General features: G+C 58.8%; 19 protein-coding genes and 3 pseudogenes. 6 read left to right on the top strand and 16 right to left on the bottom strand.

Annotated features, from left to right (window positions below; genetic code table 11):
• The first annotated feature begins 29 nt into the window (after positions 1 to 29).
• Positions 30 to 1,085 carry a phosphotransferase family protein gene (locus tag VOI29_RS06810; RefSeq protein ID WP_323777037.1) on the top strand — a complete coding sequence of 352 codons (1,056 nt, stop codon included), beginning with the start codon at positions 30 to 32 and terminating at the stop codon, positions 1,083 to 1,085.
• 43 nt (positions 1,086 to 1,128) lie between these two features.
• On the opposite strand, the gene VOI29_RS06805 is transcribed toward VOI29_RS06810, so the two are convergent.
• The 3 genes and pseudogenes from VOI29_RS06805 to VOI29_RS06790 form a co-directional block, all read right to left on the bottom strand.
• Positions 1,129 to 1,482: an IS30 family transposase gene (locus VOI29_RS06805; RefSeq protein ID WP_323777056.1), complete on the bottom strand. Its 354-nt coding sequence runs from the start codon at positions 1,480 to 1,482 to the stop codon at positions 1,129 to 1,131.
• Positions 1,479 to 1,730: pseudogene (locus tag VOI29_RS06800) on the bottom strand (hypothetical protein); the annotation flags it as partial. The pseudogene VOI29_RS06800 and the gene VOI29_RS06805, both read right to left, overlap by 4 nt.
• Before the next feature lie 411 nt (positions 1,731 to 2,141).
• The gene (locus tag VOI29_RS06790; protein WP_323777035.1) at positions 2,142 to 2,516 is read right to left on the bottom strand and encodes a hypothetical protein; all 375 of its coding nucleotides are present in this window, start codon (positions 2,514 to 2,516) and stop codon (positions 2,142 to 2,144) included.
• 18 nt (positions 2,517 to 2,534) lie between these two features.
• Here VOI29_RS06790 and dctP point away from each other — a divergent pair, with 18 nt between their 5' ends.
• From dctP to VOI29_RS06770, 4 genes and pseudogenes are all read left to right on the top strand, one after another.
• Positions 2,535 to 3,533, top strand: a complete 999-nt coding sequence (gene dctP, locus VOI29_RS06785) for a TRAP transporter substrate-binding protein DctP (RefSeq protein WP_323777034.1) — start codon at positions 2,535 to 2,537, stop codon at positions 3,531 to 3,533.
• Between the two features lie 111 nt (positions 3,534 to 3,644).
• Positions 3,645 to 4,265 carry a TRAP transporter small permease gene (locus VOI29_RS06780; RefSeq protein ID WP_323777032.1) on the top strand — a complete coding sequence of 207 codons (621 nt, stop codon included), beginning with the start codon at positions 3,645 to 3,647 and terminating at the stop codon, positions 4,263 to 4,265.
• A complete protein-coding gene (locus VOI29_RS06775) occupies positions 4,262 to 5,551 on the top strand; it encodes a TRAP transporter large permease (protein WP_323777031.1) in 1,290 nt (429 codons plus the stop codon). Before VOI29_RS06780 ends, VOI29_RS06775 begins: the two co-directional genes overlap by 4 nt.
• Positions 5,552 to 6,094: 543 nt before the next feature.
• Positions 6,095 to 6,365, top strand: a pseudogene (locus VOI29_RS06770) (transposase); the annotation flags it as partial.
• A 66-nt stretch (positions 6,366 to 6,431) separates the two neighbouring features.
• On the opposite strand, the gene VOI29_RS06765 reads toward VOI29_RS06770, so the two are convergent.
• The 5 genes from VOI29_RS06765 to ampC all read right to left on the bottom strand — a co-directional run bounded on the left by VOI29_RS06765 (position 6,432) and on the right by ampC (position 10,089).
• Complete coding sequence (locus VOI29_RS06765; protein ID WP_323777028.1) at positions 6,432 to 6,815, bottom strand: transposase; 384 nt, start codon at positions 6,813 to 6,815, stop codon at positions 6,432 to 6,434.
• The gene (locus tag VOI29_RS06760) at positions 6,812 to 7,471 is read right to left on the bottom strand and encodes an IS110 family transposase (protein WP_323777026.1); all 660 of its coding nucleotides are present in this window, start codon (positions 7,469 to 7,471) and stop codon (positions 6,812 to 6,814) included. The genes VOI29_RS06765 and VOI29_RS06760 overlap by 4 nt, the downstream gene beginning before the upstream one ends.
• Positions 7,472 to 7,626: 155 nt before the next feature.
• On the bottom strand, positions 7,627 to 8,538 hold the full coding sequence (locus VOI29_RS06755) for a LysR family transcriptional regulator (RefSeq protein ID WP_323777024.1): 912 nt from the start codon (positions 8,536 to 8,538) through the stop codon (positions 7,627 to 7,629).
• A 90-nt stretch (positions 8,539 to 8,628) separates the two neighbouring features.
• Positions 8,629 to 8,955, bottom strand: coding sequence for a hypothetical protein (locus VOI29_RS06750; protein ID WP_323777021.1), 327 nt, complete (start codon positions 8,953 to 8,955; stop codon positions 8,629 to 8,631).
• A gap of 60 nt (positions 8,956 to 9,015) precedes the next feature.
• Complete coding sequence (gene ampC, locus VOI29_RS06745; protein ID WP_323777019.1) at positions 9,016 to 10,089, bottom strand: class C beta-lactamase; 1,074 nt, start codon at positions 10,087 to 10,089, stop codon at positions 9,016 to 9,018.
• Positions 10,090 to 10,636: 547 nt separating this feature from the next.
• Here ampC and VOI29_RS06740 point away from each other — a divergent pair.
• On the top strand, positions 10,637 to 11,293 hold the full coding sequence (locus VOI29_RS06740; RefSeq protein ID WP_323777017.1) for a CatB-related O-acetyltransferase: 657 nt from the start codon (positions 10,637 to 10,639) through the stop codon (positions 11,291 to 11,293).
• A 1-nt stretch (position 11,294) separates the two neighbouring features.
• Here VOI29_RS06740 and VOI29_RS06735 read toward each other — a convergent pair.
• From VOI29_RS06735 to VOI29_RS06700, 8 genes and pseudogenes are all read right to left on the bottom strand, one after another.
• Positions 11,295 to 11,787, bottom strand: a pseudogene (locus VOI29_RS06735) (transposase); the annotation flags it as partial.
• Between the two features lie 137 nt (positions 11,788 to 11,924).
• Positions 11,925 to 12,089, bottom strand: coding sequence for a hypothetical protein (locus VOI29_RS06730; RefSeq protein ID WP_323777015.1), 165 nt, complete (start codon positions 12,087 to 12,089; stop codon positions 11,925 to 11,927).
• 245 nt (positions 12,090 to 12,334) lie between these two features.
• The gene (locus VOI29_RS06725; RefSeq protein ID WP_323777013.1) at positions 12,335 to 12,799 is read right to left on the bottom strand and encodes a hypothetical protein; all 465 of its coding nucleotides are present in this window, start codon (positions 12,797 to 12,799) and stop codon (positions 12,335 to 12,337) included.
• A 183-nt stretch (positions 12,800 to 12,982) separates the two neighbouring features.
• A complete protein-coding gene (locus VOI29_RS06720; protein WP_323777012.1) occupies positions 12,983 to 13,105 on the bottom strand; it encodes a hypothetical protein in 123 nt (40 codons plus the stop codon).
• Positions 13,102 to 13,344, bottom strand: coding sequence for an AMP-binding protein (locus VOI29_RS06715; RefSeq protein ID WP_323777054.1), 243 nt, complete (start codon positions 13,342 to 13,344; stop codon positions 13,102 to 13,104). The genes VOI29_RS06720 and VOI29_RS06715 overlap by 4 nt, the downstream gene beginning before the upstream one ends.
• A 272-nt stretch (positions 13,345 to 13,616) precedes the next feature.
• On the bottom strand, positions 13,617 to 13,739 hold the full coding sequence (locus VOI29_RS06710) for an NAD(P)-binding domain-containing protein (protein ID WP_323777010.1): 123 nt from the start codon (positions 13,737 to 13,739) through the stop codon (positions 13,617 to 13,619).
• Between the two features lie 174 nt (positions 13,740 to 13,913).
• Positions 13,914 to 14,408: a TetR family transcriptional regulator C-terminal domain-containing protein gene (locus VOI29_RS06705; RefSeq protein WP_323777008.1), complete on the bottom strand. Its 495-nt coding sequence runs from the start codon at positions 14,406 to 14,408 to the stop codon at positions 13,914 to 13,916.
• 651 nt (positions 14,409 to 15,059) lie between these two features.
• Positions 15,060 to 16,286 (bottom strand): winged helix-turn-helix domain-containing protein, encoded by a 1,227-nt coding sequence (locus VOI29_RS06700; RefSeq protein WP_323777006.1) that lies wholly within the window; start codon positions 16,284 to 16,286, stop codon positions 15,060 to 15,062.
• Between the last annotated feature and the right edge of the window lie 178 nt (positions 16,287 to 16,464).

Raw genomic sequence — 16,464 nt, 5'->3', positions numbered from 1 at the left:
CGGACCTGAAACACAAAAGGAAGAAAACCATGAGTGAGAACGGCGGACCGCCCCTCATCGATGTCAGCGCGGCGCTCAGTTTCGATGAGATCGCCCTGCAGTCCTATCTATCCGACCAGTTGCCGGGCTTCTCCGGCGATTTGCGCGTGCGGCAATTCAATGCCGGTCAGAGCAACCCGACCTATCAGCTGGTCGCGGGCGGCCGGAAATATGTCCTGCGCAAGAAGCCGCCCGGAACGCTGCTGCCGTCAGCACATGCAGTGGACCGGGAATATCGGGTGATGCATGCGCTGCGCGACACGCCCGTGCCGGTGCCCGAAATGCTGCACCTGTGTATGGATCCTTCGGTGATCGGCACCGATTTCTACGTCATGGAGATGGTCGAAGGCCGGGTGTTCCACGATCCCAGCCTGCCCGGACTAAGCCCGCCGGAACGACGCGCCTTCTACGACAGCTTCATAAAGGCGCTGGCAGAGCTTCATGCGGTGAAACCTGACGCCGTCGGTCTGGGCGATTTTGGCCGCCCGTTGGGCTATTTGTCCCGTCAGGTGGCGCGCTGGAGCAAGCAGTATAAGGCGACAGAAACCGAAACCATCGACGCGATGGACAAGCTGATGAATTGGTTGCCCGCCAACTTGCCAGAGGACGACGAGGCTGCCATCGTGCACGGTGATTTCCGCCCTGGTAATGCCATCGTGGGTAGCAGCACCCCCGAGGTGATCGCGTTGCTTGACTGGGAGCTTTGCACCCTGGGCCACCCTTTGGCCGATCTGGGCTATGTCTGCGCCAACTACCACGCCGACAGCCTGCCTACCGGACAGTTCAAGGGGCTGGATTTCCAAGGCTTGGGTATCCCGACCGAACAAGAATTCATTGACCTCTACTGCCACTATGCGGGTCGTGAGAAGATCGACAACCACCTGTTTTTTGTGGTATTTTCATTTTTTCGCAGTGCCGCGATCATCCAGGGGGTTTTCAAGCGCGGGCTCGAGGGCAATGCTTCGTCGCAAAAAGCTCTCAAGCTTGGCCATCTGGCGCGGGTCCGGGCCGAAAACGCCTGGCGCATCGTCGAGGAAAATCTCTGACACGCGCCCCGCACGGGTGTGAACGATGCCTGAACCGCGACTCCTATTGCCTTTGAGGGTAGGGGGACTGGTCCAGTTCTTCCCGCCTCTTCTCTCTGAAGACCTCCGCGGGCGTCTTCCACCCAAGGCATTTGCGGGGCGTGTTGTTTAGACGGTCGCAAATTACTTTTTTGTCGTAATCTGAGAGCTGCCGGATATCGCCCTTCCGCGGGAGCCATCGCCGGGCCCGCCGGTTTGTGGTCTCAACCGTGCCCTTTTGCCAAGCAGAAGAGGGGTCGCCAAACCATGTCTGCGTACCGATCTGTGCTTGCAGATGCGGCCAAGAGACAAATTCGGTGCCGCAGTCGAAAGTAATGGATTTTCGGGCAGCAAGAGGCAAGTCGCTGATTGCTTTCATGAACTTGCCCATGACCGGTTTGGTGCGCTTGCCCGAGCGGTCTTGTCCGCCAGTGCAATGGCGGTCAACATGCGGGGTTTACGCGCCGGCATCTGCTCCAGCCAGGAACGTCTCGGAGCGCCGTTCCGGACCGCCCATCGGACCTGCGTCATCGCGCCAATGATCCGCAGCCGTCGGATATTGCGCTGGCCCATCTTTGATCTTCAACCCAGAACCTGTTTGCCTCCGGTGGATTTCTGTACCGGTACTGACTTGCCACTCATTTTTCATCCAACCAAGATTTGAGTCCGGTTGGCGTTTACGCCGGTCGACGCAGTTTGAGCAATCGCCCGACGCGCGGAGCTTTCCTCTCGCGCAGCGGGCCGGGTGATTGCGGCGGTCAGTGTCCGCGCATAGTCCGCAGGTGGCAGGTCACTAATTATCAAGGATCGTCCAAGGGCTGACCGGAGCTCAATAATCTGCTGGTGTGGGCGGCTTCACCCCGATAACATCACCTTGTGCCGTGTTGGCTCTGTGAGACAGCTAACAAAGCTTACCGCACTCTGCTTCACACGTACCTTGGGCTCATGCTTTCTTTCTCGACTGGTGGGCCAAACGCTGCGCCAGAGGCAGGCCGTATTCTTCTCTAAACAGTCTTAGTATACGCAAACTCAACACACTCAAACGATCCGTTCGCCGCGCGAATCTTTCCATCGGCCTTCAAGACACCAGAACTCTTCCATGGCGGAATAAAAACGCCGGAAGGCGATGTGTGTTCTGGAAAGGTATTTAATATCAACTAGTTGAGAAAAACCTTCCTGAGATGTATGGAAATATTGGATTTTGGATATTGTATCACTATAAAGCTTGCAGCTGCGTTTGGGAGAAGGAAGCATGGCTGGATTTGGCGAACACTTTGTGAGCTTCGGGTGAAATGCAGAGCGCCTGTCACGTTCAAGGTGCTTCGACAGTGGGCCGTAAATGGCAGTTGGTGTGCCCGGAAAAAAACGCGGGAAATGAAGCCGGGCAGCCGGTTTGATAATTATCGCCTTCACAACATGGAGAACTAAGGAATGAAAAAGCTGTTGACAGCAGTGGCCGCCGGCACGATTGCATTGCAGTTTGCAACACCCGCCTTTGCCGAGGATATCAAGCTGCGCTTTGCAGGTGTGTTTCCGATCGACCACCAGGGCACAAAGATGATGGAGCAGGTCGCGGCTGACGTGAATGCGGCGGATGTTGGTCTGGAAATGACCGTCTTTCCGGCCAGCCAGCTGGGGTCAGGCGAAGCCCTGTTTGAGGATGTCGCCCGCGGGAACATCGATTTTGCCTCTGCCTTGATCTATTCCGACACGGATTCCCGGCTCGAGTTCCTGAATATGCCGTTCCTGGTAAGCAACTATGACGACATGGAACGTGTGCTGCTTGATATGGATTCCGACTATAATCGCATCCTTCAAGACATTAGTGACGAATACGGTGTCCGAGTCATGGCAGCCAACCCGGAAGGCTTTGTGGGTATCGTTGCCAGCAAGGAACCCGATAACTGGAATAATTTCGAAGACAAGGGTATGAACATCCGCGTTTGGTCCTCGAACGCGGTGAAAGCCACCGTGGAAACACTGGGCTACCGCGCCACCACCATGTCGTGGGGCGATATTTTTCCCGCGCTTCAGTCTGGCATCGTGGACGGTGCGATCTGCTGCACCAAGACCGCGACCTATTCGATTTTTGCCAAGTCAGACGTTGGCACGCACTTCATCGAATACAACTCCTTGCTGGAGCAGACTTTCTACTACGGTTCCGAGCGCACACTGGCCAAGCTGAACGACGAGCAGCGCGCTGTCGTCCAAGCCGCGATGGATAAGGCCTCGGCTGAATTCTTCCAGTATAACCGCGAAAATGACGCGGCCTTTGGCCAAAAACTGATCGACAGCGGCTATACCATCCTCAGGCTCAGCGATGAGGAGCGCAAAGCCATGGCTGACCATGTTCGTGCCACCGTTTGGCCGACCATTGAAGGTGCAGTTGGCAAGGACGTGATTGCTCAGGTACTGGCAGCGGTCCAGTAATCAATTTCAGCAGTGGCAGCACATGGTGTTGCCACTGTTTGCATTTGCAACAAGTGAGCGCGCTGGTGGACAGCATAGCGCCGGGTACGCTGGCACAATCGGGATTGCGCCATGCAGCACAGCTATCCTGGAATGCCGATTTTCGGAGCGCTCAACCGCCAAAAAGGGGGCGAGATGGCCCGAGTAACGGACGAATTGCCGCGCGTCATCGGGGTGCCGATGAACTGGGCTCTGTATCTAATGAAAGCGATCGTCATCATTGCCGGTGCGTTGATGGCTGTGACCTTTGGTCTGGTTGTCATTGTGCGCTACGGGCTAAGCGGTGATCTTTTCGCATATGAGGAGTGGCTGCTTGCGATCAGCATCGTCGGTTTCTTTGCCGGCGCCGTGCTGGCGTCAGAGCGCCGGCTGCACATCAATGCAGATATACTTGATGTGGTGATCACCAATCCGCGTTGGATCTGGTGGCGCGGCTTTTTGGTTCTCGCGATTGAGATGGCTGTCACGGTTTTCATCGTGTATGCCTGCTACGTCTCTCTGGTCGATGACTTCTCCTTTCCGCGGCTGCGGGCGACGCCGGCGCTGCGCATTCCCTTCGTCTCCTGGCGCATCGCGATCATGATTGCCTTTGGCTTCATGGCGATGTTTTCGGCCGCCTACCTTTACGTTCACATTCGAAAAGGCCTCGGCCTGCCGCTGAAATCTGATCTGAACAAGGAGGCGCAGTCATGATTATCGTCGGAAGTCTTGTCATTGTCTGCGCCATGCTTCTTTTGGGTGTCAGCGTTTTTGTGGCCTTTGGGGCAGTGCTGATGTTCATCGCTTTGGTGGGCGATCAGTCGATCACCGGCTATCTGCCGACCGGCTCCACCGGATTGCGGTCGCTGGTTCTGCTGGCCATTCCGTTGTTCATGATCGCGGGCGGCGTCATGGAGCGCGGCCGCATCGCGGCGCCGCTGGTGGCGATTGCGGAAATGTTCGTCGGCCACCTCAAGGGCGGCTTGAGCGCGGCGGCCGTGCTGGCCTGCGGGGTGTTCGGCTCCATTGCGGGCAGCGCCAATTCGACGCTGACCTGCATCGGCGGCATCATGCTGCCGCATCTGAAAAAAGCGAACTACCCTGAAGGAAAATCAGCGGCGCTGCTGGTTGCGGCAAGTCCGCTGGGGCTTTTGATCCCGCCAAGCTCCAACCATATTCTCTATGGCTGGGTGGCACAGCAGCATGTGCTCAAATGCTTTCTGTCGACGGTGATCCCCGCCTTCATCCTGATCACCCTGCTGATCATCACCAACCATTACATGCTGCGCAAACATGGCGACATCAAACTGTCCGAGCGGCCTTCGCCCTTCTTACCCGCGCTCAAAGCGCAGGGGCGTTTTGCGGGCCCCGCGCTGATGATGCCTGTCATCATCCTGGGCGGCATCTATGGCGGCATCATGACCCCGACCGAAGCGGCGGGCATTGCCGTGGTCTATGCGATCCCGATCGCGATCTACTTCTACCGCGGGCTGACGTGGCGGGGGCTGATGGGGACTATCGAGAAATCTGGTATCACCATTGGGGTGGTGATGATCATGATCTTCATGGTGCTGATCGTTTCCGACAATCTGATCGCCCAGGGCGCGCCGCAGATCGCACAGCAGATGGTTTATTCCGTGTCGGACAACCCGATCGTGATCCTGCTGATGATCAATGTCGTGATGATCCTGATCGGGATGCTGATGGATGATATTTCAGGTCTGCTGTTGTCGACGCCGATCCTGTTGCCGATTGCGCAGAGCGTGGGGATGGATCCGATCCATTTCGCCGCCGTGATTGGTGTCAACCTCGGCATGGCGAACATCACGCCGCCGACGGCGCCGCTGCTTTATCTCGGCGCGCAGGTGTCAGAAACCCCAGTTGCGAAGATGCTGTGGCCGACGCTGGTGTTTATCATCTTTGCCTGGCTGCCGACGCTGATGCTGACAACTTTCGTGCCCTCCGTGGCCCTGTGGCTGCCCGAACTCTTGCTGGGCTGAGCAGGTCTGTTTGCGTATTTCACGGAATTTGGGCGGTGATTTCACGCCATCTCGGACAGCCACTTCACGCCCATTGGCAGGCTGGCCGAGGATGGCGCCGGCGAAGGTTGGGCCGCCGATAACCTCCAGCCGGCCTGATGCGGGATGTGCCAGCAAGTTGTACCTCCCTCTCAGTGATAGTAAGTCCGGGGTCACGCCGGAGACGCGCATCTTTGACGAACTGGCGCACCTTCGGTGCGACGGATATTGGGAGGCTTCAGGGGCAGGTCTTCAGGATCGATCGGATGGAGGACACCGGCCGTGCCTTATTCGGGTGACCCCGCGCCTGCGTAGCTCCTTGCCGGTCAGCGGCCAGTCGGGAAGGGGGGCGGTCCGGGTCCGGCACGGTTGGGGACGCCGGGAAAAGCAGAAGCTCAAGGCTGCCGTCGCCCCGGCCCTTGGGCGGCGGCCCGCTCAGCCCCTGGGCAAACTTCAATTGCAATACGTCTCGTACACATGGAGTGCCAATGGTCGGAGAGACATTGGCGAACGCGGGAGATCGACAACCTGCTGATGCGGCCAAGCGCAGACACGGTGATCCGGATCGCCGCCGGGCCCAAGCACCTCGGTGCCCGGATCGGCATCACATCCGTCCTGCACATCTGGGGCTCGGCGTCGTGCTGAAAGCACGCCTCCGGCGTGACCCATCATCCGCATGTCCACATGATCGTAACCCCTCCCGGCAGATTGCTGCGCAATCACCTGCCGCAGGAACTTCTTCCTCTCCGTCCGGGTTCTGTCCCGCCTCTACCGGCGCCTCATCCTGGACGGGCTTGATCCGCCGCCGTCCCGAAGGACGCTGAACCCGCCCTGTCTCTGGCGGGCGGCGTCTCAGTTGGTGTCAGGCGATGAGTTCCTTTTCTGGTTCGAAGACAGTCCCGTCACGCCAGATGCACATCATGACGACAGCGAGTTTTCGTGACACCGCCACGGCAGCTTTCTTGAAGCTTTTCCGGTCTTGCAAATTCTTGGCCCAAGTGCGCAGTTGCGACGGCTTTCTGACCTGCGTGATCAAGCTGGCGGCAGCGGAGTAGAGCAGTCTGCGCAGGTCACGGTCGCCGCATTTTGATATCAGGCCGGGCCAGTCCATGTCGCCGGATTGGTGCCGCCTCAGCGTGAGGCCGTGGAAGGCACGGGCGTCTCGCGATCTCCGGAAGCAGTCTGCATTGTCGAGGGTTGCAATAAAGGACAGCGCCGCGACAGGCCCAACGCCCGGGACGGTCATGAGACGGCGGGCAAGGCCGCTTTCGCGCGCGATGAGCCTGAGATCTTCATCCCTCGCTTCCATAGCCGCGCACAGGGCCTGTGGATCGGGATGAACATGCCGGCCATCACGCCGAGTGCCGGGTTGGTCTGGCCTGCCTCAGCGAACTGATCGCGGAAGCCCTGCCGCAGGCTTGCACGGCCAACTGAACCCATATAGATCCCAAAAACCTTCATCACACCGCGAACATGCGCTTCCAGGTCCTTGCGTATCCGGATCAGGCACTCCCGAGCGCCGATGAGCACGCGAACCCGCTCCGACGCCTCGCTTCTGATGTGAACCCGGCTGAACCGGCCGGTGCGGGCCAGCTGCGCCAGCCCTTCGGCATCACCGGGATCGGACTTGTTGATCCGCCCCGACAGCGCCTTGTGCACTTTCCGGGCATCAATGCAGATGACCGGAAGGTCGCGCTTCTCCAGTTCGCGGGTGAGCCAGATGGCCAGGATGCCGCTCTCATGCACAAACCGCTCCGGCCCAGCGGCATGCACCGAAATGAATAATGCGATTACGTCCGGATCCGAACTGGTCCCACCACGCGCAAGCACCTTACGCTCCCTGTCAACAACACAGATCGACACGGATTTGACGGACACGTCCAGACCAACATAATGCAACATGGTCGTTCTCTTTAACGGCTGGTTTTACAGAGCCCGATCTTATCGGACCGCGTTCGCCCAGAGAGAGCGGCCGCCGCAAACACACCATGTCATTCGCCGCAGATCCGAAGTTGGCGCAACGATTGGTCCCAGTAACCCGAAAGACAAGATCGGCATTACTCTTCAAGCAAGCCCGCCTTCTGTGCAGCCTGACCAGGGCTCCTGGAAATACGGTCGAGAAGCCATTCCTGAAAGCTGATCATGGCCGGTGTGGGAGGTTTATGAGCTGGGTGTGTCAGCCAGTAGCGCCCGGTTTCTATGTAAGCGGAAAATGGCGCGACCAAGCGCCTGGCTTCCAATCGCTCGCCGAACATTGCCGGGGAAAGCAGCGCAACTCCAGCTCCCGTTTCGGCAATATCCGCCATGGCGATGGAACTGTCAAAAATCGGCTCGCACAGGTTGGGGCAGGCTGCTCCGGCCTTATCAAACCAGGCTGGCCACTCATCTGCGCGGTAAGAGCGCAAGAGAACCTGGCCGTGCAGATCAGCAGGCTTTTTCAGATTTTCTGCAAGCCGCGGGGAGCAAAGCGGCGTCAACGGTGCTTCCATAAGCGGAACGGCCTCCATCCCGCTCCAGCGCCCTGCGCCGAAACGGATTGCCATATGCAAGCCTTCCTTGGAAATATCCACCCGGTTGTTGTTGGTCCAGATACGGAGGTCGACCCCCGGATGGGCGCTGCGGAAACGGGCTAGTTGCGGCATCAGCCAGCCGGCGGCAAAGGTCGTGACAACACCCACATGCAACGTCTCCTGATACCTCCCGTCAAGAAAGCCGTCGAGTACCCGCCCAACCCGGTCGAGGCTGTCGTTGATCACGGGGAACAGGGCCATAGCTTCGTCCGTCAGGAGCAGGCCCTTCGGCGTGCGGGTGAAAAGTTGCACCCCAAGCAGGTCTTCCAGCCCTTTGATCTGATGGCTCACAGCTGCCTGGCTGACCCGCAATTCAACAGCCGCCTGGGTGAAACTCCCCTGCCGCGCGGCGACCTCGAAAGCCCGCAGGGCGTTCAAAGGCAGGTTGGGACGGTCCATGCGCTGGTTTCCTACATTCCGGATTGATCGGGCTGGCCGCATCAGCTTCGCTTTTCCCATCTGTTCCTGCAAGATGAGAACCCGCCGGGCTCAACTGGCTGTTTGCGAAGGCTGGCTGCAGGAGAACGGAAGGAATGAACCCGGTGCGCCCTGCATCACCATGATCCAGCTGAGCTGATCCGCAACCTCCAGGTCGGCGTCATTTAAGGGGCAGGCCGATACCCGGGCCTGGCAGCCGCTTAAGATGAACGCCTTGTTCGAAGCCCGGAATCCCGTGCTGAGTTCTGGAAGCCCGGCATCGTAGCTGCTCCATGCCCTTTTGTAGATGCTGCATTTTTCGAGAGACCAGGCATCGAGCGCTTCAAGCGGGACCGCGCTAACCAATTGCAGGGCGAAGCCGAAGATCACTTTTTTCATTCACGGAAACTTTCAGTGCCGCCGCCGCCGCTTTGCAAGTGAACGGCGGCGCAGTTCACACTACTGCCGATCTGCGAGCACGCGCTGGATGAAGGCGTGAGTCGCCCGGATGCGGGCTTCGTTCGGGATGTTCCGGTTTGCCAGAACCGCCACCCCCAAGTCTTCGCCCGGAAGAAGGGCAACATATGTTCCAAACCCATTGGTCGATCCGGTTTTATTGAGGATGACATCCTCTTGCGGGGGCAACGGCGGATCGATTTCCTCGACCGGCTGCGGCTTCAGGATATAGGCGTAGCTGTTGCCTTTGATCATCTGCTCCACGCTGGCGGGCCAAGAATACTGCTCCCAGATCATGTTCTGAACGTAGGCGTCTGTCCGGGCCAGCCCCTGCCGGGTCCTTTCCAGAGCAATGCTGAGATCTTTCGGGGCATCGGCATGCCCCAGGTGGAGCTCCAGGAAACGAACCATGTCGCGCGCGCTGGACTTTACGCCATAGGCTTCGTCGTCCAGAACCCCGGGATTGACCCGGATCGGAAGATCCGTCTTGCGGTCGTAGCCATACGCGTAGCGCGCCATGGCCTCTTCAGGGACATTCACCCAGGTGCTTTGCAGGCCCATCTCATGAAACAGATCCTGCTCGACAGTATCCGCATAGCCCATACACAAGACATTGGAAGTGATATGCCCCAGCAAGCCGATGCTGATATTCGAGTAGCTTCGGGTGCCTGCTTCGCTTGGCTTCCAATCGGCCAGCCATTCCACGAGGCCTTCGGTGCTTGCTACAGTTTCAGGCACCTGCAGGGGCAGGCCGCCGGAGTTGTGCGTTGCAAGATCCATCAGCGACAGGTGTCCGAAAGCGGTGCCTTCAAGATCCGGCAATCGTTCGGAAACCTGCTCGTTCAGATCCATGTCACCGCGCGCTTCAGCCAGGGCGGCAAGGCTGACGTTGAATAGTTTGCTCACCGATCCTAGCTCAAAAAGCGTATCTGCGGACGCGGGGATATTGCCCGCGCGGGAGGCAAGGCCCGTTGCATAATAGTAGGACTGCCCTCGATGCGATACGCCGACAACGAGCCCCGGCACGTTGTATTCCTCGATAACGGAAGCAAAGCTGTTTTCAGCCAGCTCTTGCATTTGTGCTTCAGTCCAGGGCGCGGCGGCAAGCGCAGCTGGAAATGACAGCAGCGCGATCGCTGCGGCTGTAGGAAATTTCATGTCTGCCTCTTTGATTAAGCCCCCATATGGGTAGGAGCGGCTCTACAGACAGAGATCGCACCACTCAAACGAGAAATTGTTGCTCGCTCCATTAGAATTTCTAACCCCTCCAGGGCATTGCATTTGTGTCTGAGAAATCTTTTATGCAGCGTTGCATTGCCGCCAGCCTCCCGCGGTTGGAATGGTTCCCGGGAGCAGGAAATCTGCTCAGCTCCTCGTCCAAACTTCTATGTGTAGCCGCGTCCGCTCTAGGTGCATCCGGGCGAAAATCAGAAAGCAGTCATAGGCGAATGCGATGTGGATCCTGCCGGCCAAACCGGTAGTAATCTGCCCCGCGCCAGTCCGATGGATTTTTATAGCGCGGTTGAGTATATGAGCTGACCGAGAGATTGCGGTCAGGCCAAGCTGTTAATTTCCGGACCGGCATCATTTCAACTACGCAATCAGAGAAGGAGGCTTAACAACAATGTCACCCGGAAATACGCACCCAAAGCATTGGTCAAAGGTTGAGCTGCTGCACGAGACTGTCAAGAACCCCAATATTCACCTTCGCGGAACGCACAGCTATTACAGCGCAGCATGGACCGGCTCGTTTGAGGAAAGCGTCGTGCGCTACCACTACGGCGACGAATATAGCCTCAAGACATGGGAGCCGATGTGGCCCATCGACCAGCTCTACATCGGTGACTATGTATGTATCGGCGCGGAGGCGGTCATCCTGATGGGGGGAAACCATACCCACCGGACAGATTGGTTCAGCCTTTACCCTTTCCCCGAAGTCATCCTGGATGCCTATATTGGCAAGGGGGACACCAGAATTGGCGATGGCGTCTGGATCGGCATGCGGGCAATGATCATGCCGGGAATCACGATAGGCGAGGGAGCCGTGGTCGCTTCAGGGGCGATCGTCACCAAGGACGTTGCGCCCTACACAATCGTTGCAGGCAACCCCGCCAAGCCAATTCGCCAGCGCTTTCCCGAGGCTACTGTTGCGAGGCTGCTGGAGCTGGACCTGTACAATTGGGATGAAGCGAAATTTGCTGCTCTGAGAGAGCACATCGCAAGCCAGGATATCGGCGCCTTGTCGGCGGCGTCAGATGAATACGATCAAAAACATGGGTGATGCGGTTATCCTTCCAGAGGAAGGCGACGCTATCGGCATCGGCGCTGACCAGGCGTGGGTTCTAGATGGCGACCCAGTGAGTGTAGCAGCTTAGGTCGGCCAGGACTGCCTCGGGGCCGCCGAAGGGCGGTTTGACATAGACCGCCCATTCGGATTTGCAGAACGGAGCTAGCCAGGCCGCGAAGGCAAGCTGCCAAGCATGATGCAAATCCATGAGACCGTCGAGAAACAGACGCCGGAACAGGCGCGACAGCACCCGCACGTGCAGAAAGAACCCGGGCTTGCAGGCCACCCATCTCCCGCCGTCCGGCGGCAAGCCGCCACCGGGCACGATCATGTGGATGTGGGGGGGCAGAGCAGAACTCCAGACGTGCAACACACTGGTCTCGCCCGCCCCCCAGTGCGCCCATCCGCTTGGGATCGGCGGCAATGGTGACCACTGTCGCCGCTGAAACCTTGAACGGCAGCCCATATACTGCCCGTTTGTTCCAATACCCACAGTCTCGGTCAGTTCTGCATCCGAGGTGATAGTCTGCTCGACCTGACCCGCGGATCGGCCCCGTTTCTAGCACCATGCTGATTGCCGAAATGCCTGAACCCGGCCAAATATCCGGGGAAAAGCCTGCTGCCCTCACTGGCCTCGCGCCCATTTGGAGCAAAGCGCCGCAAGCGAGCCATTGCAGGCAGACGGTGCTTGCTGCGGCATGTGATGTTCCAGGCCGCCCTCGTCGCCAGCCATCACAATCCAGCCCATAAGATCTTCGCCAACAATCTTCTCGATGCTGGCAAACGACATAAGGACGTCATCACAGCCGTTGCCAGAAAGCCCGTGACAATCGCAAATGCGCTGTGCAAATCACGGCAGAAGCGGAACGTTCAGCGCGCATGGCAAATACAGGTGCTAGAATACCCTGAACCGGCACCAGAGCGGTTCTGCTTTCTAGCTGTATTTTGCTGAACCAGCATTGCCACAAATGTACTATCCCGGTTTAGCAACGGGGATAGCGCAGCAGGATAGAACCTGTTTGGGAGGAACTGGTGTCAGCCGGCCACACGCAGACTGCGGTCCAGGGAAACGCTGCGCAGCATGGTGGAGAAGCGTTTGCAGTTGCCGGTAGAGTAGCGGACCGCACCGGCTAACAATGGTGCAAAGCTTGCCAGGAAATAACCGCCGCCCTGCACTAATGAGGTAAAGTTGCCCGCGGTTGCGGGATCGCCAACATGGTCAATGGCCACGATGATCGAAAGCGGGAACCAGATGCCGATGCCAACGCCCATCAGGGCGATTGCCAGGAAGGACATGTCAACTGGCGTGGTATACGGAACGCCAAAGCCCAGAGCGGTTACCCCGGCGGCCTTGACCCAGTCGTGGTTTTCAATCGCTGGCAGGATTTCATCCAGTTCAATCCGGTAACCGCGGAATTTGATCTGATTGTCGGCCTGGCCCTGGAATTGAAGCGTGCCGTCCGGGTTGCGCCGCATCAGGTCGCCAGTTTTATACAGCACCCTGCAGCTTGTTTTGGCAACGGGCAGGCCGGCCGGGATCATCTCTGGGCCGTTGGCAACGCCGCCGGGTCAACTGTAGGAGCGGTTGCGTTTATGGGCATTAGGAGGGACCATAGAGATTCACCAGGCGGCCAGCTTGCGTGTCAGGGCCTCACCGCCGCTGTACAAGTTGGTGAGTATGGTTCAGCTTTCGAATTGCGGCAGATCCACCAGCGCCTGCAGCAGTGAGGGGACGCCCTGCGGCAGAGCAGGATCGCGCAGGCAATAGTTGTCTTCCCCTCCGGGTATCGCATCCAGGGCGCTCACGGGCACCCCGGCAGGATCATCTCCGCCAGGCGGCCGCGTAGTTTTTCCTGGGTGACAATCACACCAATACCGGCGTCGCGGATCATATATGTCAGACGGTACGCCGGGTAATCTGAGCCAAGCGGCCAATAGACACCGCTCGAAAACAGAATACCCCAAAGCCCGGCCATCATCTCTGCCGAGGATTCCGCGAACAGGCCCGCACGGCGTCCCGCGTTTCTTCCGGCCCTGTTGCCAATACCAGCAACTGCCCGGCTTCGGTCGGCTAGCGAGTGCCGAGCACTGGCTTGTCAATCAATGTAAGCCCCTTGCGGTCTGCCAAAGACTGCAGCCCGGGCAGGTCCGCAGGGCCGACCGTGCTCATCTGCAGCCAGTATAAGGGGACTCCGGTACGCTTTTCGCATCCGGCAGCGTGGACGGGACCTCTGCAATGGCGCAGGCGTCTTTCTGCATGGTTACAATGATATCGGCGCCACGGACCGCCTCGGCGGAATCCGCTGCAGGGGCAATATTATGTATTGCCAAGGGCAGAGCCTTTGCCAGGCGTGCGGTTCCAGACCGTAACACGGCATCCAGCCGCCGCGATGTTGCGGCTCATCGGCGCCCTCGTCAGCCCGGCTCCCAGAACCGCCACGCGCGGCGGGCAGTGCGTTGCAGATTTTGCTTCAATTGGCATGTTTAACCGCCGTTTGCCGGGTCCAGCCGACCGTCGCAGCGTACAGACCGCGTTGGTGGCCGGGGTGTGATGCCGTTACGGAATAATCCTTCCACAACCGTCAACAACCAAAAGGAGAACTTCATGCCGCCGTTACAGCGATTTGATTGCCGCTTCGACGATGCTTTCCAAGTAAGGTTGGCAGGAGGTCTCTAGGAGGCCTTTACTGACAACCCTAATTCCTTGAATTACAGCAACAATATACCGTGCCAGCATTCGGCAGTCCTTATCGGCCGGAATTTTTCCGGCTTTCTGCCCTCGCTTCAGAGGCCGCAGCAGCCCGGCCTCCAGTCGCTCGAAAGGTTGCGCCACCAACGCGCTGAGCTCCGGATCCCGGCCGGAAACCTCCAAGCTGCTGTTTGCAGCGAAACAACCAAAGCCCTCGCGGAGACTCAATTCGTCGGCAACGATCGATAGACGCAGTCTCCGGAGGCTGGTTCTCACGTCACCGGGCCGGGAGATCATCGCAATATTTTCGGTGGTCACTCGCCGGTACTCTTTAAGGGCCAGCGCAAAGAGCTTTTTGCCGCCAAAGGGGCTGTATATGGTACTGCCACACAGGCCGGTTGCTTCCATCCGATCATTCATGAAAGTTGCAGCATTGCTTTTTCGCCAAAAAAGACACAGAACCGCGTCAACAGCCGCACCTTCATAAAATTCTCTTGGCCTCATAGCACTTAACCATTCTGAGCCGAGTGTTTCAGAACAATGGCAGAACAAATGCTAATGCCATATCGTTGTGTAGTTGATTGAGAGCAGTGGAAAAAGCGGCATCAGAACCCGTGTTCAGATTACCGGCCGGATGGCAGGTGGAAACATCAAACGAACAGATGCCAGGACTAGATCGGAGCGGACTTGCCACGGAGGGGTGCCGCTTCTGTGACCGCGTGCCGTGCCGCAAAGGAGGACACAGATAGCAGCACGGCCGGCCGGAAAATTCCACGCCGAAGCAGTGGGTACAGCTGCTGAGCAAAGGGCTGCCCCGCTAGCAGATGGTCGTTGATTGCGGGGGCAGCTTCCCGACGTTGCCCCGTTGGATGCAGCAGAACCGGCGCAAGGCGCCGTCAGGATTGCTGCCGGTGCCGGGCAGCATGGCAACGTGTCAGGACCGAGCAATTCACCCGGAACAGATGGGCGCATGCTACGGGGTTGGGCGGGCGGCTCCTCAGGAATACGCAACCCGCTCCCTAGCCTGAGCGATTCTTGCTCCGGTATCGCGGGCGGCAACCGTAGATGCCCTTACATGCAGTTGCCAAGCGAGGCGGCCGGATAGATCTGCACCTGCCGGGGCTCGATCAGACCCAGCGCCGTGCGCAGGCCCGACGCAATTCGGCAAGCGATTGTCATATCTTTAAGAACTGCGCCGCACTCGGCCTCGATCCGGTCCGCCCACAGCACCATTTGCGACCGCGTGTCCGCGAGCTCCACCCTCAGCACTAGCCGCCCGCCAGATTGCGTGTAGCGCCCGGAGAGGACGGCATCGGCGGCAAGACGATCCCGGAGGTCCGCAGGGGTCGGATCCCGCTTGTGATGCGCGGTGGCGGCCAGTCGGGAAACCACGTTGAGCTCCTGCGATTGTGACAGGGTCGAGATGATATCGTCAGCCAGCATCTCCCCCAGAATGTCTTCTTGGTCCGTCGGCAGCGCCCGGAACGGGATCACCGCGACCGACGGCCGGCAGCCCTCCGCCGCGCTGCGGAGGCCCCCAGCTACTGATGTGACCGGCGTAACCTGGAATACATGCACCATTTCCCCCCTAATGCACCGCTTACCCAAGTCCTCGAAGTTCCAGCTGGTACCGTCCTGAGCGGCCTCCCTGATGCCAGCCGTTGCCAGAACCTCTCCGGGAGCCGCCAGGCTGACGAGCCGACTGGCCCGGGGCTCTGCCAGCAGACTGGGCACTTCCTGGCCGCCGGGGGGCGCCGCATTGGCGATGTCGAGCGCGATGCGGCTCTCCGAATGTCCGCCCTGGCGGCGCATTTTTTCCGACAATTTCAGCGCCAAGCTGATAGCGGCCCCGGTTCCGGAAAGTTCAGCTACCAGCAGCTGGCGCCGGCTGGCCCGCTGATGAAACGCCAGCCCGCAGACAATTCCGGGGCCCAGCAAGCCAAGAATATCCGGTGTCAGCACGCCGCCTGCAGCCTCGAGTGCAAGTACCGTGTTTTGGCCTGCCGGGGCCGGATCATTCAACTGCTTCGAATCGAAACCGCCGGACGCCGTGAGAACATAGCCGCGTTTCGGCACAGTGCGCAGAATGGTCCGCTGTTTGTCACCCAGCGCACGGCGGATGTCCGCAATGCACTGGCACAGGCTGTCCTCTGTGACACTGATCTCTGGCCAGACCTCAGCAAAAAGCTCGGTCTTGCTTACGGTCCGGCCGATGCTGGCGGCCAGCAGGTCAAGCACTTGTGCGGATTGCGGGCGCAGACAGATTTCCTCTCCGTGCCTGCCAATCAGGCGGGCCATCTTCTGAAAAAACCAGTACTCGCCTAATTTGACTGGCAGCTCTTGGGCGCGATCAGGTGGCATGCGACTCCTGCCTGCGGTGTATTGGAAACACCTTCCGGCTTACACAACCTGTGATTGTTTCGCTTGAAAAAATGCCGGCAAATCTAAATTTTGATGTTTAGTCAAGGCTGTGGTC

Source organism: Leisingera sp. (genome assembly GCF_034669605.1).
Classification (GTDB): Bacteria; Pseudomonadota; Alphaproteobacteria; order Rhodobacterales; family Rhodobacteraceae; genus Leisingera.
This window is presented reverse-complemented; position numbering and strand designations above follow the sequence as displayed.

Bases quoted from the DNA above. Each gene is read 5' to 3' on its own strand.
- ampC (WP_323777019.1), bottom strand. From the start codon at position 10,089: ATGCAAGAGCTGGCTGAAAACAGCTTTGCTTCCGTTATCGAGGAATAC.
- VOI29_RS06730 (WP_323777015.1), bottom strand. From the start codon at position 12,089: ATGTCGTTTGCCAGCATCGAGAAGATTGTTGGCGAAGATCTTATGGGC.
- dctP (WP_323777034.1), top strand. From the start codon at position 2,535: ATGAAAAAGCTGTTGACAGCAGTGGCCGCCGGCACGATTGCATTGCAG.
- VOI29_RS06705 (WP_323777008.1), bottom strand. From the start codon at position 14,408: ATGAATGATCGGATGGAAGCAACCGGCCTGTGTGGCAGTACCATATAC.
- VOI29_RS06765 (WP_323777028.1), bottom strand. From the start codon at position 6,815: ATGACCGTCCCGGGCGTTGGGCCTGTCGCGGCGCTGTCCTTTATTGCA.
- VOI29_RS06805 (WP_323777056.1), bottom strand. From the start codon at position 1,482: ATGAAAGCAATCAGCGACTTGCCTCTTGCTGCCCGAAAATCCATTACT.
- VOI29_RS06750 (WP_323777021.1), bottom strand. From the start codon at position 8,955: ATGAAAAAAGTGATCTTCGGCTTCGCCCTGCAATTGGTTAGCGCGGTC.
- VOI29_RS06740 (WP_323777017.1), top strand. From the start codon at position 10,637: ATGTCACCCGGAAATACGCACCCAAAGCATTGGTCAAAGGTTGAGCTG.
- VOI29_RS06760 (WP_323777026.1), bottom strand. From the start codon at position 7,471: ATGTTGCATTATGTTGGTCTGGACGTGTCCGTCAAATCCGTGTCGATC.
- VOI29_RS06810 (WP_323777037.1), top strand. From the start codon at position 30: ATGAGTGAGAACGGCGGACCGCCCCTCATCGATGTCAGCGCGGCGCTC.
- VOI29_RS06700 (WP_323777006.1), bottom strand. From the start codon at position 16,286: ATGGCCCGCCTGATTGGCAGGCACGGAGAGGAAATCTGTCTGCGCCCG.
- VOI29_RS06755 (WP_323777024.1), bottom strand. From the start codon at position 8,538: ATGGACCGTCCCAACCTGCCTTTGAACGCCCTGCGGGCTTTCGAGGTC.
- VOI29_RS06780 (WP_323777032.1), top strand. From the start codon at position 3,645: ATGCAGCACAGCTATCCTGGAATGCCGATTTTCGGAGCGCTCAACCGC.
- VOI29_RS06775 (WP_323777031.1), top strand. From the start codon at position 4,262: ATGATTATCGTCGGAAGTCTTGTCATTGTCTGCGCCATGCTTCTTTTG.